This is a genomic window from Salinicola sp. V024 (genome assembly GCF_052645315.1).
The window spans coordinates 56,141-70,490 of record NZ_JBQXYB010000003.1 but is presented as its reverse complement, the minus strand read 5'-3'; the positions used below and the strand labels follow the sequence as shown (position 1 = coordinate 70,490).

Sequence of the window (14,350 nt, the reverse complement as noted above, 5' to 3'; positions counted from 1 at the left end):
CGTCGGCCCAGTGAGGAGATAAGACATGGCAAACCGTTTGAGTAACGATTTTCAGTTCATCGATGTGGGTCGCCGCGATCCGCAGAAGAAGGATGCGCGTAGCCGCTCTCGGGAATTCGCCGAGATCTACGAGCCGTACAAGCCCAGCGAGGCGGCCAGCCAGGCCCACCGCTGCCTGCATTGCGGCAATCCGTACTGCGAGTGGAAATGCCCGGTCCACAACTACATTCCCAACTGGCTCAAGCTGGTCAGCGAGGGCAACATCCTCGAAGCCGCGGAGATGTCGCACCGGACCAACTCGCTCCCCGAAGTCTGCGGTCGCGTCTGTCCGCAGGATCGGCTGTGCGAAGGCGACTGCACCCTGAACGACGGTTTCGGTGCCGTCACCATCGGCTCGGTGGAGAAGTACATTACCGATACCGCGTTCGCCATGGGCTGGCGCCCGGACATGTCGCAAGTGGTGATGACCGACAAGCGTGTGGCCGTGATCGGCGCGGGGCCGGCCGGGCTGGGCTGTGCCGATGTGCTGGTGAGGAACGGCGTCAAGCCGGTGGTGTTCGACCGCTACCCGGAAGTCGGCGGTCTGCTGACGTTCGGGATTCCCGAGTTCAAGCTCGAGAAGTCGGTGATGGAGCGTCGGCGGGCAGTGTTCGAGGAGATGGGCGTCGAGTTCCGACTCAATACCGAAATTGGCCGCGATATCACTTTCGAACAGCTCTCTGATGAGTTCGACGCGGTATTTCTCGGCATGGGCACCTACAAGTACATGGTCGGCGGTTTTCCCGGCGAGGAGACGGACGGCGTCTACAAGGCGCTCGATTTTCTGATCGCCAACGCCAACCACCATCTCGGTTTCGAGCAGGCGTCCTCCGACTATGTATCGATGGCCGGCAAGCGCGTCGTGGTGTTGGGTGGCGGCGATACCGCGATGGACTGCAACCGCACCTCGATCCGTCAGGGAGCGGCCAGCGTGACCTGCGCCTACCGCCGCGACGAAGAGAACATGCCCGGTTCCAAGCGGGAGGTGACCAACGCCCGCGAAGAGGGCGTCGATTTCCTGTTCAACCGCCAGCCGGTGGCGATCGTCGGCGAAGACAAGGTCGAAGGCGTCAAGCTGGTGCGCACCCGCATGGGCGAACCGGACGACAAGGGCCGGCGCAGTGCGGAAGTGGTGCCGGGCTCCGAGGAAATCCTGGCCTGCGACGCGGTGGTCATCGCCTTCGGCTTCCAGCCCAGCGAGATCGAGTGGTTCGATACCCACCAGATCCAAGTGGACGAACGCGGCCGGGTGCTGGCGCCGGAAATTCCGGCACAGATGGAGCGCTTCGCCTATCAGACCAGTAACGAGAAAGTGTTCGCCGGGGGCGACATGGTGCGCGGCTCCGACCTGGTGGTGACCGCGGTCTATGAGGGGCGTCAGGCAGCGGAAGGCATTCTCGATTATCTCAAGGTCTGATCGCCACGCTGTGGGTGAGTGAACCGCTGTGGGTGAGTGAACGGTTGACTGAACGGTCGCGTAAAATCGGTCGATGGCTGGCACGATCGATCGTGATCAGCGATGGTATATAGGTCAGGGAGCCTTTACAGTGGCGCGCTCGAATTGAACCGCAATCTTTGGAAGGTCAAACCATGATCAGGCTTGAACGCAACATCCTCGACCAGGCAAACACCCAACTGCGAGCGCTGGAAGATCATGTGCTGGATCAGGAAGGTGGTGATCAGGCGATCATGATCAGTGGCCAGCTTAAGGCGCTTTTCTCGCTGGCCAAGCTGCACGACAGCGGGATGTCGGACGAATGTGCCGGTATGCTCGAGGAGATCGAACGGCGCTCGAATATCCTCACGTCGCGCCTGCCGGAGCGTGGCTGAGGCATCTCGGCGACGCCTGGTGTCTCCGCCGCCCTTTGCTGGTCTCTCGCTCCCGGCGATGATGGCAGCCTTCCGGTCGATGACCGTGAGATAGCGAAAAAGCGCCAACGTCGCCGTTGGCGCTTTTTTATTGGCCGATTTTTCGATCGGACAGCCATTCGGCGTAACGCTAGAATGCGCGCCGAAACGCCGGCGGCGCCGCGATCATCCCTCGGCAACGCCGGCTGCCCGTGCCCTCGTTCGGGGCACCTCATTGTGGAGAACGTTACCCATGTCATCCTGGTTTCCCCGTTGGCAGCGCGTCGATGCCAGCCACGGTGGTCTGGTCGCGCCTGACCAGACGCTGCCGCCAGCGCAAACACTGTTGATGGGCGTTCAGCACGCCGTCGCGATGTTCGGTTCCACCGTGCTGGCGCCGCTGTTGATGGGGTTCGATCCCAATCTGGCCATCCTGATGTCGGGAATCGGCACGCTGCTGTTCTTTTTGGTCGTCGGCGGCCGCGTGCCCAGCTACCTGGGTTCGAGTTTCGCCTTCATCGGCGTGGTCATAGCGGCGACTGGCTACGGCGGTAGCGGCGGTAACTCCTCGATCGGGCTGGCGCTGGGCGGCATCATCGCCTGCGGGGCGATCTACGCGGTCATCGGTCTCATCGTCATGGCTTCGGGCACGCGCTGGATCGAGTTCCTGCTGCCACCGGTGGTGACCGGAGCCATCGTCATGACCATCGGTCTCAATCTGGCGCCGGTGGCGGTCTCCAGCGTCAAGGGGGCCAATTTCGATGCCGCGATGGCGCTGGTGACTATTCTCTGCATCGGTCTGGCGGCCGTGCTGACCCGCGGCATGCTGCAGCGGCTGTTGATTCTGGTGGGGCTGGTCGTGGCCTACGCGATCTATGCGCTGGTCACCAACGGCCTGGGCTGGGGCGCGCCCATCGATTTCTCGATCATCGCCAACGCGGCCTGGTTCGGAATGCCGGCGTTCACCGCCCCCGAGTTCAGGCCGCACGCGATGGTGCTGATCGCGCCGGTCGCGGTGATTCTGGTGGCGGAAAATCTGGGGCATATCAAGGCAGTGGGCGCGATGACCGGGCGTGATCTCGACCCCTACATCGGCCGGGCCTTTCTGGGTGACGGGCTGGCGACGATGGTCTCCGGGGCCGCCGGCGGTACCGGCGTGACGACCTATGCCGAAAATATCGGCGTGATGGCGGTGACCCGGGTCTATTCGACGCTGATCTTCGTCGCGGCCGCTGGCTTCGCCATTCTGCTCGGGTTCTCGCCGCGCTTCGGGGCGCTGATCCAGACGATTCCCGGTCCGGTGCTGGCCGGCGCCTCGATCGTGGTGTTCGGCCTGATCGCCGTTGCCGGCGCACGCATCTGGATCCAGAACCAAGTCGATTTGGGTGACAACACCAACCTGATCGTCGTGGCCGTGACGCTGGTGCTGGGGGCAGGCAACTTCTCGATCGACGTCGGCGGATTCACCCTCGACGGCATCGGAACGGCCACCTTCGGGGCGATCCTGCTGCATCTCGTTCTGCGCCATGGCGCCAATCTGGGCCGGGGCGTTTCAGACTGAAGTCTAACTCGCGCTTCGCTTTGTGCGTCGTGGGCGTTAGGCTGTAGCGACGGTATCGGCCGCGTCGATGCCGCTACCGTCGCATCCTCGAATCCCAGCATCAGCGTCCCTGAATAGCGTCAGCGTCCCTGAATAGAGCCCCCAATGAGTGACCCGCAGTCCGGCCATGTCAGCGCCGATGAAGACACGTCCGCCGAGAAGTCGATCGCCATGACCCGCGAGGTTCTGGAGCAGGATCTGATTCGTCGTCACTTCGAACAGGTCTACCCCGAGGTGGCCTTGAAGAGTCATCACGACCTGCATGGTTCCATTCAGCACATTCTGGATACGGCGCCGCCCGAGGCCCGGACCATCGACGGCGTCTATCTGTTTGCCTACGGCTCGCTGATCTGGAACCCGTGTGTCGAGGTGGCCGAGCGCCATACCTGTCGGCTGTACGGTTATCATCGCGATTTCTGCCTCAAGCTCGATCACGGTCGCGGCACGCCGGAGACGCCGGGACTGATGCTGGCGCTGGCGCCGGGCGGATCGTGTCATGGCGTCGCGCTTCGCGTACCCGGCGACAATCTGGAGCGCGAGCTGACCCTGGTGTGGCGACGCGAGATGCTGACCGGCGCCTATCAACCGCGCTGGATCAAGCTGAAGACGGACGTCGGCCCGATCTGGGGCGTCGCCTTCGTGATCAATCCGCATCACGACCGCTATATCGGCCGTCAGCCGGACGAGACCGTGGTGCATCTGTTGCGCACGGGTCGTGGCGTGCTGGGCTCGTGTCGCGAATATCTCGACAACACGGTGGGCGATCTCCATGCGCTCGGCATTCGGGATCGACGTCTGGAATCGCTGCAGCGCGCCGTCGCCAGCTAATTCGCGGCCGCGCCAGGGCGGCCGCGCGATCCAAAATTGAGCCTTCCGAGCGAGTCTGGTAATCTGACGTCCCATCCTGGCCCGACTTTCTCCCCCGGGTCTCTTTTCACGGCTACGACCACGATTCGACAGGTTTTCCATGACACGATATATCTTCGTGACCGGCGGCGTTGTGTCCTCACTGGGCAAGGGTATTGCATCCGCTTCGCTGGCGGCGATCCTCGAGGCCCGCGGCCTCAAGGTCACCATCCTCAAGCTGGATCCGTACATCAACGTCGATCCGGGCACCATGAGTCCGTTTCAGCATGGCGAGGTATTCGTCACCGAGGATGGCGCGGAAACCGATCTCGATCTGGGGCATTACGAGCGCTTCATCCGCACCAAGATGACCCAGAGCAACAACTTCACCACCGGTCGGGTCTACGAGCACGTGCTGCGCAAGGAGCGCCGTGGCGACTATCTCGGCGGCACGGTGCAGGTGATTCCGCATATCACTGACGAGATCAAGCACCGTGTGATCAAGGGGGGAGAGGGGTACGACGTGGCGCTGGTGGAGATCGGCGGCACCGTGGGCGATATCGAATCGCTGCCGTTTCTGGAATCCATCCGTCAGCTGCGCAGCGAAGTGGGCGCCAACCGCGCCCTGTTCATGCACCTGACGCTGGTGCCCTACATCAAGACCGCGGGCGAGACCAAGACCAAGCCGACCCAGCACAGCGTCAAGGAGCTGCGCTCGATCGGTATTCAGCCGGATATCCTGATCTGTCGCAGCGAAGTCGAGCTCGAGGAGAGCGAGCGGCGCAAGATCGCGCTGTTCACCAACGTCGAAGAGCGCGCGGTCATCCCGCTGCAGGATGCCGACACCATCTATCGCATTCCGCTGATGCTGCACGAGCAGGGCCTCGATGAGATCGTCTGCGACAAGCTGCGTCTCGAAGCGCCCCAGGCCGATCTCGCCGAGTGGATCCATGTCCTCGACGCCAAGCTCAACCCGCTCAAGACGATCAACATCGCCATGGTCGGCAAGTACATGGAGCTGCTCGACGCCTACAAGTCGCTCAACGAGGCGCTGATCCACGCCGGCATTCAGACCCGCGTGAAGGTCAACGTCGAGTATATCGACGCCGAAGTGATCGAACGTCACGGCACCGAGCGCCTGGCCGGCAAGGACGCGATCCTGGTCCCCGGCGGTTTCGGTGAGCGGGGCGTGGAAGGCAAGATCCAGGCTGCGCGTTTTGCTCGCGAGAACCATGTGCCCTACCTGGGCATCTGTCTCGGCATGCAGGTGGCGGTGATCGAGTTCGCACGCCACGTGGCGGGATGGGAAGACGCCAATTCCACCGAGTTCACCCGCGAGACCCGGCATCCGGTGGTCGGCCTGATCACCGAGTGGATCAACCCGGAAGGGCAGATCGAACTGCGTGACGAGGCTTCCGATCTGGGTGGCACCATGCGCCTCGGCGGCCAGGAGTGCCGCCTCAAGCCGGGCTCCAGGGCGCAAGAGGTCTATGGTCTGGACACCATCACCGAGCGTCACCGTCATCGCTTCGAGGTCAACGAGCAGTTCGTCGAACAGCTCGAAGCCGCCGGCCTTATCGTATCGGGCAAGAGTGGCGATCAGTCGCTGGTCGAGATGATCGAACTGCCGGACCACCCCTGGTTCGTGGCGTGCCAGTTCCACCCCGAGTTCACCTCGACGCCCCGCGACGGGCATCCGCTGTTTACCGGCTTCGTCAATGCGGCGCTGGAGCACAAGGCAAGCCGCCAGCGTCAGCATGGCATGGCGCATCAGGAGTGATCGACTGATCACGGCGGGGGATGAAGCGATTCATCCCCCGCCGTCGTTGGGGACGCTGGACCTGGGCTCCCTGAGCTGGCTAAGCTCCAGAACTGCTAACATGATCGAATAATCGCGTCCGCGGCGAGCAAGCCAAGGTCCGGACGCTTCACGCTCGATGTGGTGAGTGATTCAACCGCTCGAGTTTTCAACCGACAGGACGACGTAACATGGCTGAGATCGTTGATATCCGTGCCCTCGAAGTGCTCGATTCCCGCGGCAACCCGACCGTTCAGGCCCAGGTCACGCTGAGCAGCGGCATTACCGGCAGCGCCTGCGCCCCCAGCGGCGCTTCCACCGGTTCTCGTGAAGCGCTGGAACTGCGAGACGGTGACAAGTCACGCTATCTGGGCAAGGGCGTATTGAAGGCCGTCGACGCCGTCAACGGCATGATTCGCGAGCGTTTGATGGGCATGGATGCCAGCGATCAGCGCGCCCTCGATGACGCCATGCTGGCACTGGACGGCACCGACAACAAGGCGAGCCTCGGTGCCAACGCGATTCTCGCGGTATCGCTTGCTGCGGCCAAAGCTGCGGCGACCGAGAAAGGCGTGCCGCTCTACGCGCATATCGCCGAGCTTTACGGCCAGCCGGGCCAGTACACCATGCCGGTGCCGATGATGAATATCATCAACGGCGGCGAGCACGCCGACAACAACGTCGACATTCAGGAGTTCATGGTCCAGCCGGTGGGCGCGCCCAACTTCCGTGAAGCGTTGCGCATGGGTGCCGAGATATTCCACGCGCTGAAGAAAGTGCTGACGGCCAAGGGGCTTTCCACCTCGGTCGGCGACGAGGGCGGCTTTGCGCCCAACCTGTCTTCCAACGCCGAAGCGCTGGCAGTCATCAAGCAGGCGGTCGACGACGCAGGCTATGTCCTGGGCAAGGACGTCACGCTGGCGCTGGACTGTGCGGCCAGCGAGTTCTTCAAGGACGGAGTCTACGATCTCGCCGGGGAGGGCAAGCAGTACGACGCCGCCGGCTTCACCGACTACCTGGCCGGTCTCTGCGACCAGTATCCGATCGTCTCGATCGAAGATGCCATGGACGAGTCGGACTGGGACGGCTGGAAGGCGTTGACCGACAAGCTGGGCGACAAGATCCAACTGGTCGGTGACGATCTGTTCGTCACCAACACCCGGATATTGAAGCGCGGCATCGACGAGAAGATCGGCAACTCGATTCTGATCAAGTTCAACCAGATCGGCTCGCTGTCCGAGACCCTGGACGCGATCAACATGGCACAGGACGCCGGTTTCACCGCGGTGATCTCGCATCGCAGCGGCGAAACCGAAGACACCACCATCGCCGACCTCGCCGTGGGTACCGCTGCTGGCCAGATCAAGACCGGTTCGCTGTGCCGCTCCGACCGTGTCTCCAAGTACAACCGCCTGCTGGTGATCGAGCAGGAGCTGGGTGACAAGGTTGCCTATCCGGGCCTGAAGGCGATCAAGGGGCAATAAATGCCTGCGCGGGTAAATCACTTCGTTGTGCGGTGCGCGGAATCCTCACCTATACCCCATAGGCTCCGGTTCCTGTGCGCCGTACGCCTCGTGCTTTACTCCGCTCGGCTATTTATTCAGCGTTTCCCAAGCAAAGTTTTATGATGCCGGCCGGTTAGACGACATCAATAACGGTCTTAAACTGGTTCGTTGAAACGTTGCAGCAGAAACTTGGTCTGACCTGAACGAAGAAGGCCGCTCATTGAGCGGCCTTCTTAGTTGGATACTGGCATTCGGTCAGCACCATATGGTCAAACGCAACCGTCAAGCAACTTCCTAGCGTTCCAGCAGTTCGATCTTGTTGGGCTTGCCGTCCCACGCCTTGGCGTCTTCCGGCGGATCCTTCTGCTCGGCGATGTTTGGCCACACTTCGGCGAGTTCGGCGTTGAGCTCGATGAACTGCTGCTGATCCTCGGGCAGCTCGTCTTCCGAAAAGATCGCCTCGGCGGGGCACTCAGGTTCGCATAGCGCGCAGTCGATGCACTCGTCGGGATGGATGACGAGGAAGTTGGGGCCCTCGTAGAAACAGTCCACCGGGCAGACTTCGACGCAGTCGGTGTATTTGCACTTGATGCAGTTCTCGGTGACGACGAACGTCATGGGTGTTCTCTCCTGATTGACGGCCCGGTCGTGGCCCCTGTCTCGGTCTCTCGCTATCACGATCTCGGCGGATAGGATTTTTCGTGTTCACCGCTCGCGCAGTGCCGCCGACACTATTCGAATGGCGCCATATTCTAGGCGGCCGGCGACAGGCCGGGCAAGCGGGCGTTGTGAACATCGAGGAATGGCCTTATAGCTACCCATCCCTCGGCGTGGTTTGCGCCAAGCTTGTAGTTAGACGAAAACTCGGCTGGCGCAGGCAGTTTTCGTACCCATCCTAGTGTTGCTCGCGCCAGGCATAGAGAAGCTCCAGCGCCGCCCGCGGTGTCAGCGAATCGATGTCCAACGATTCCAGCGCCTCGAGAACCGGATGCGGGGTCGCGGCAAACAGATCCGCCTGCTGTGGTCCGCCGGCCGCGGGGCGGCTGTCGGACGCCGGCGGCAGCGTTGTCGGCTGCTCGAGGCTGGCCAACTTGTCGCGGGCGCGGGCGATGACGTTTTGCGGAACGCCGGCGAGCTGGGCGACCTGCAGGCCATAGCTCTGGCTGGCCGGGCCTTCCTCGACGCGGTGCATGAAGACGATGCCGTCCTTGTGCTCGGCGGCGGTCAGGTGAACGTTGGCCACCGTTTCCTGCTGCTCGGCCAGCGCGGTCATCTCGAAATAGTGGGTTGCGAACAGCGTGAACGCGCGCTGCGCGGCCAGGTGCTCGGCGCTCGCCCAGGCCAGCGACAGGCCGTCGAAAGTGCTGGTGCCACGGCCGATCTCGTCCATCAGCACCAGGCTTTCGGCCGTGGCGTTGTGCAGGATGCTGGCGGTCTCGGTCATCTCCACCATGAAGGTGGAACGTCCGCCGGCCAGATCGTCGCTGGAACCGATCCGGGTGAAGATGCGATCCACCGGGCCGATCTCGGCGCTGTCGGCGGGCACGAAACTCCCGGTGTGGGCGAGCAGGGCGATCAATGCCGCCTGGCGCATGTAGGTCGACTTGCCGCCCATGTTGGGGCCGGTGATGACCAGCATGCGGCGGTCATCGTCGAGAATCAGGTCGTTGGGCACGAACGGATGCTGGCTGACGTGTTCCACCACCGGATGGCGGCCGCCCCGAATGTCGAAGCCTGGCGTTTCCAGCAAATGCGGGCGCACGAATTCCAGATGCTGGGCGCGCTCGGCAAAGGCGCAGAGCACGTCCAGCGCGGCCAGCGCACGACCGGTGGCCTGCAACGCATCGAGATCGGCGTTGAGCGTGTCGATCAGGCTTTCGTAGAGCAGCTTTTCCCGTGCCAACGCGCGCGACTTCGCCGAAAGCGCCTTGTCCTCGAACTCCTTGAGCTCGGGGATGATGAAACGCTCCGCGTTCTTCAGCGTCTGGCGCCGAATGTAATCGGCCGGCACGTCGCGGGCCTGGGCACGAGGGATCTCGATGTAGTAGCCGTGGACGCGGTTGTAGCCGACCTTGAGTCCGGGCAGGCCGGAGCGCTCGCGCTCGCGCAGCTCGAGCTGGATCAGGTAGTCGCCGGCGTGTTCGGCGAGGCCACGATACTCGTCGAGCTCGGTATCGAAGCCTTCGCGAATGACACCGCCTTCGCGGAGCACGACCGGCGGATTGTCCATCAACGCCCGGGTCAGGGTGTCGGCCAGCTCGGGGTAGGGACGAATGTGGCGGCCGAGCTCGTTCAGCGCGCTCTCGCCCTCGACTCGCCCTAGATCCTGCTGCAGCGTCGGCAGTACCTCGAGCGCATCGCGCAGCCGGGCCAGATCCCGGGGGCGGGCGCTGCGCAAGGCCACGCGAGCCAGAATGCGTTCGACATCGCCCACGGCGTTGAGCGGCTCGCGAAGCAGCAGATACTGATCGTCGTCGAGCAGCAGCTGCACGGCGGCCTGACGCGCGCCGATCTGGGCGCGATCGCGCAGCGGCCGATTGAGCCAGCGCTTGAGCAGCCGTGACCCCATCGGCGTGACGCTGGTGTCGAGCACGCTGGCCAGGGTGTTGTCGCCGGTGCCGCCGAGATTGATGTCGATCTCGAGATTGCGCCGGCTGGCGGCGTCGATCACCACCGCTTCGTCGCGGCTCTCCACCCCCAGCGCGGTGACGTGGGGCAGGCGGGAGCGCTGGGTATCGCGGGCGTAGTCGATCAGCACGCCAGCGGCGACCAGGGCGGTCTCGAGGTGCGTGCAGCCAAAACCGCGAAGATCGGCGACCTCGAACTGATCGCACAGCAGCCGGTTGGCAGTCTCCAGATCGAAGTGCCAGTCGTTCTGGCGCCTCAGTCCGGACCGCTCGGCAAGTGTCGGCGGCAGGTCGAGACTTTCGGCAGCCAGCAGCTCCGCCGGTTGCAGGCGGTGGATCTCGGCCAGCATGTCAGCCTCGCCGTCGACTTCCAGCACGCTGAAGCGGCCGCTGGAGAGTTCGAGCCAGGCGATGCCCCAGCGTTCGCCGGCACTGTGCAGCGATACCAGCAGGTTGTCGCGGCTAGCATCCAGCAGCGCTTCGTCGAGCAGCGTGCCCGGCGTGACGATGCGTACGACGCGACGTTCCACCGGGCCCTTGGAGGTAGCGGGATCGCCGATCTGCTCGCAGATGGCCACCGACTGGCCGGATTTAACCAGCCGCGCGAGATAGGACTCGGCACTGTGATAGGGGATGCCGGCCATGGGAATCGGCTTGCCCGCCGACTGCCCGCGTGCCGTCAGCGTGATATCCAGCAGCTGCGAGGCGCGCTTGGCATCCTCGAAGAACAGCTCGTAGAAGTCGCCCATGCGGTAGAAGAGCAATACGTCGGGATGCTCGCGTTTGATCTTGAGGTATTGCGCCATCATCGGCGTATGCTGGGTGCTCTTGCTGGCGGCCGCGTCCTGCATGGTATCTCGGTAAGCTCCGTCGATTCCGGGGGCCGATGAGACATCGGCGTGCCGGGTGCTGAGAGGAACGCCAAGGTTACCACGGCGCTACTGGGTCCAACACGGCGTGCCGCGATGGCCGAGCTTGTTTCGGTGATCGGTGAAGATCATGATTGGCTTGTCGACTCTACACGCTCATGGCTGCCTTACCCTCTCATGGCTGCCTTACCCTCTCATGGCTGCCTTAGAGGGGATCAGGCATCAGGTCTAGTGATTTCAGCCTGAGTGCCTGCCGATAACTCGTTACAGTGTTGAAAACCGGCTACCGAGGACCCCCATATGGCCCGGTTGGTGCTCAACCATCTCAGCGACTCCACCTATCGGTTACTGGCGATCGAGGCCAGTCAACGCAACGTCAATCTCAGTGAGTTGGCTGTCGTGCTGCTGGAAATTGCGGTGGCCGAGCTGGCCGCACGTCATCCGGCCGTGCTGCCGCCGCCGAACGAGGACTCCCACGGTTCGCGTTGAAGCGGCCGCTATCGTCTCGTTGCCGATCTCAACGTCATTGCCACCATGTCACTGTCGCCAAGGTCACTGTCGTCACCATCACTTTCGTGGAATTCACTGCCGCCACCGATGACTGCGGTTTCCCGAACCCGTTTTCCGAATCCTTGGTCGATACGGTCGAGCGCTGCGTTGCATCAATGCCGATTCCCCGCATACTGGGAGGCAGCCGGTTTCCATCGGCGTGAAGGTCGCGGTTCGCGTGCGGGCCGTTGCCGGACGTGCGTCCCAATTTTCACGTCTCGCTGGGACACGCCAACTTTGCACACGCGCGATTTGCCTAGGAGGAAAGCCACGCATGCCGCAATCCGGATTGCCTGTCGATATCGAGCTGGGCCCCGACGAGCTGTCGCGGCGCCTGGGCGAAGCCTGTCTGGCGCGAGGTATTCGAGTGACGACGGCGGAATCCTGTACCGGCGGCGGCGTTGCCAGTGCGATCACCGCGATAGCCGGTAGCTCCGCGTATTTCGAAACCGGTTACGTCACCTACGCTAACGTCGCCAAGCAGCGAATGCTGGGCGTTTCGCCCGATACGCTGAACGTTCATGGCGCCGTCAGCGAGGAGACGGTGCGGGAAATGGTGGCCGGCGCCTGCCGCGGTAGCGGGGCGGAGCTGGGCGTGGCGATCAGTGGCGTTGCCGGCCCCGGTGGCGGGAGTCTCGACAAGCCTGTGGGCACGGTGTGGTTTGCCTGGGGCGACGAACGCCGCCAGCGCGTGAAATGTCATCATCTGCCCGGCGACCGTCGGGGCGTGCGCGATCTGGCCGTTGCGGTGGCACTAGCCGGATTGCTCGATTCGCTGCTGGAGAACGGTACCGTTGCTTAGTCCACATGGCAGAGGCCCCGCCCATGGCTTTCCGTGAAGACATGGTCGAAAATCTTGGGTCGGGGATAGGCGCGCAAGGTTTTTTTCGCCATACTACTGTCTAACCATACAGTGCATGATAAACAGTGCACGACAAATCAGTACGTGAGCCGATCGCCGTGAGCGGCGCTACCCCGACTCACCCTGCGCATTCATAGGAGACGTTCATGGCACAGGACGAAAACCGCAGCAAGGCACTCAATGCGGCTCTGTCACAGATCGATCGCCAATTCGGCAAGGGCACCGTGATGCGTCTGGGTGATACCCCGCGTACCGCGATTCCGGTCGTGTCGACGGGGTCTCTGGGGCTGGATATCGCGCTGGGTGTCGGCGGGCTGCCGTACGGCCGTGTCGTCGAGATATTCGGGCCCGAATCCTCGGGCAAGACCACGCTGACGCTATCGGTCATTGCCCAGGCCCAGAGAGACGGCAAGACCTGCGCTTTCATCGATGCCGAGCACGCACTCGACCCGAGCTACGCCGAGAAGCTGGGCGTCAATCTCGACGATCTGCTGGTCTCGCAGCCGGACACCGGCGAGCAGGCGCTGGAGATCTGCGACATGCTGGTGCGCTCGGGGGGTGTCGATGCCATCATCATCGACTCCGTTGCGGCGCTGACGCCACGTGCCGAGATCGAAGGCGAGATGGGCGACTCCCACGTCGGCCTGCAGGCGCGTCTGATGTCGCAGGCACTGCGCAAGATCACCGGCAATATCAAGAACGCCAATTGCATGGTGGTGTTCATCAACCAGATCCGCATGAAGATCGGCGTGATGTTCGGTAGCCCCGAAACCACCACCGGTGGTAATGCGCTGAAGTTCTATTCCAGTGTTCGCCTCGACATTCGACGCATCGGTGCGGTGAAGCAGGGTGACGAGGTCACCGGTAACGAAACCCGGGTCAAGGTGGTCAAGAACAAGGTGGCGCCACCGTTCCGCCAGGCGGAGTTCCAGATTCTGTACGGAAAGGGCATCTACCACGCGGGTGAGGTGATCGATCTGGGCGTGCAGTGCAACCTGGTCGACAAGGCTGGTGCCTGGTATAGCTACAACGGCAGCAAGATCGGTCAGGGCAAGGCCAACGCCGCGCAGTATCTCGAGGAGCATCCCGAGATCATGACCGAAATCGAGACCCAGATCCGGGCCCAGCTATTGGCCACACCGGAACCCAAGGAAAAAACGCCCGAAGCTGCCGTCGCCGAAAGCGACGACGCCAGCGATACGCTGCTCTAAGCCAGCGGGCGGTTGTCTTCGATGTTCGATCGTGACGATGGGGATTCCCCCCGGGGCGCTTCTCCCGGGGGCGGCTCTTCTAGAGACGCCTCCCCTCGAGATGTGGCCATTCGATTTCTGGCTCGGCGTGAGTACTCTCGCGTCGAGCTGGAAAACCGGCTGCATGCCAAAGGGGTGGAAAGCGAAGAGATTCGTGCGACGCTGGATGACCTGGCTCGCGACGGGCTCCAATCCGATGCGCGCTTCGCCGAGGTGTTCGTGCGCTCGCGTGTCGCGCGGGGTCAGGGGCCGGTCAGGATCCGAGTCGATCTGGGACAGCGAGGAATCTCCGAACCGCTGATGACGTTGGCTTTTGAGACGGAATCGCCTGATTGGCAAACATTGGCCTGCCAGGCGCTGGCCAAGCGGTTCGACGGCCCGGGCGCCGCGCCTCGCGAACGGGCCAAGCGCGAGCGCTTCCTTGCGGGGCGCGGGTTCGAGTTCGACCACGTTCGTCATGCCATGGCTTGTGCCTGGCAGGACGATGCGTGATATCAAGACGCTGATACGCGAGTCGCGGGTCGCTCGATTCTCTTCCTCTTCCTCTATCTTCTCCT

The 14,350-nt window shown here is 62.9% G+C and carries 12 protein-coding genes; 10 read left to right on the top strand and 2 right to left on the bottom strand.

Annotation, left to right across the window (positions count from 1 at the left end; all coding sequences use genetic code 11):
* Positions 1 to 25 precede the first annotated feature (25 nt).
* From ACUN9V_RS06225 to eno, 6 genes are all read left to right on the top strand, one after another.
* Positions 26 to 1,456, top strand: coding sequence for an FAD-dependent oxidoreductase (locus ACUN9V_RS06225; RefSeq protein WP_075561131.1), 1,431 nt, complete (start codon positions 26 to 28; stop codon positions 1,454 to 1,456).
* A gap of 173 nt (positions 1,457 to 1,629) precedes the next feature.
* Entirely contained in the window at positions 1,630 to 1,869 is a 240-nt protein-coding gene (locus tag ACUN9V_RS06220; protein WP_075561132.1) for a hypothetical protein, read from the top strand.
* Positions 1,870 to 2,140: 271 nt separating this feature from the next.
* Complete coding sequence (locus tag ACUN9V_RS06215; RefSeq protein WP_445510746.1) at positions 2,141 to 3,448, top strand: solute carrier family 23 protein; 1,308 nt, start codon at positions 2,141 to 2,143, stop codon at positions 3,446 to 3,448.
* A gap of 144 nt (positions 3,449 to 3,592) precedes the next feature.
* The gene (locus ACUN9V_RS06210) at positions 3,593 to 4,315 is read left to right on the top strand and encodes a gamma-glutamylcyclotransferase (protein WP_439285863.1); all 723 of its coding nucleotides are present in this window, start codon (positions 3,593 to 3,595) and stop codon (positions 4,313 to 4,315) included.
* A gap of 139 nt (positions 4,316 to 4,454) precedes the next feature.
* A complete protein-coding gene (locus ACUN9V_RS06205; protein WP_075561134.1) occupies positions 4,455 to 6,113 on the top strand; it encodes a CTP synthase in 1,659 nt (552 codons plus the stop codon).
* Positions 6,114 to 6,322: 209 nt separating this feature from the next.
* Positions 6,323 to 7,615 carry a phosphopyruvate hydratase gene (gene eno / locus ACUN9V_RS06200; RefSeq protein WP_445510745.1) on the top strand — a complete coding sequence of 431 codons (1,293 nt, stop codon included), beginning with the start codon at positions 6,323 to 6,325 and terminating at the stop codon, positions 7,613 to 7,615.
* Positions 7,616 to 7,930: 315 nt separating this feature from the next.
* Here eno and fdxA read toward each other — a convergent pair whose 3' ends face one another.
* A complete protein-coding gene (fdxA, locus tag ACUN9V_RS06195; RefSeq protein ID WP_445510744.1) occupies positions 7,931 to 8,254 on the bottom strand; it encodes a ferredoxin FdxA in 324 nt (107 codons plus the stop codon).
* A gap of 277 nt (positions 8,255 to 8,531) precedes the next feature.
* Positions 8,532 to 11,114 (bottom strand): DNA mismatch repair protein MutS, encoded by a 2,583-nt coding sequence (gene mutS / locus ACUN9V_RS06190; RefSeq protein WP_445510743.1) that lies wholly within the window; start codon positions 11,112 to 11,114, stop codon positions 8,532 to 8,534.
* 318 nt (positions 11,115 to 11,432) lie between these two features.
* Between mutS and ACUN9V_RS06185 the strand changes: the two genes are divergently transcribed.
* The 4 genes from ACUN9V_RS06185 to ACUN9V_RS06170 all read left to right on the top strand — a co-directional run bounded on the left by ACUN9V_RS06185 (position 11,433) and on the right by ACUN9V_RS06170 (position 14,285).
* The gene (locus ACUN9V_RS06185; protein ID WP_439304211.1) at positions 11,433 to 11,621 is read left to right on the top strand and encodes a hypothetical protein; all 189 of its coding nucleotides are present in this window, start codon (positions 11,433 to 11,435) and stop codon (positions 11,619 to 11,621) included.
* 334 nt (positions 11,622 to 11,955) lie between these two features.
* Positions 11,956 to 12,483: a CinA family protein gene (locus tag ACUN9V_RS06180; protein WP_445510742.1), complete on the top strand. Its 528-nt coding sequence runs from the start codon at positions 11,956 to 11,958 to the stop codon at positions 12,481 to 12,483.
* Positions 12,484 to 12,689: 206 nt separating this feature from the next.
* The gene (gene recA, locus ACUN9V_RS06175; RefSeq protein WP_075561140.1) at positions 12,690 to 13,754 is read left to right on the top strand and encodes a recombinase RecA; all 1,065 of its coding nucleotides are present in this window, start codon (positions 12,690 to 12,692) and stop codon (positions 13,752 to 13,754) included.
* A gap of 21 nt (positions 13,755 to 13,775) precedes the next feature.
* Positions 13,776 to 14,285 carry a regulatory protein RecX gene (locus ACUN9V_RS06170; RefSeq protein ID WP_445510741.1) on the top strand — a complete coding sequence of 170 codons (510 nt, stop codon included), beginning with the start codon at positions 13,776 to 13,778 and terminating at the stop codon, positions 14,283 to 14,285.
* The last annotated feature ends 65 nt before the right edge of the window (positions 14,286 to 14,350 follow it).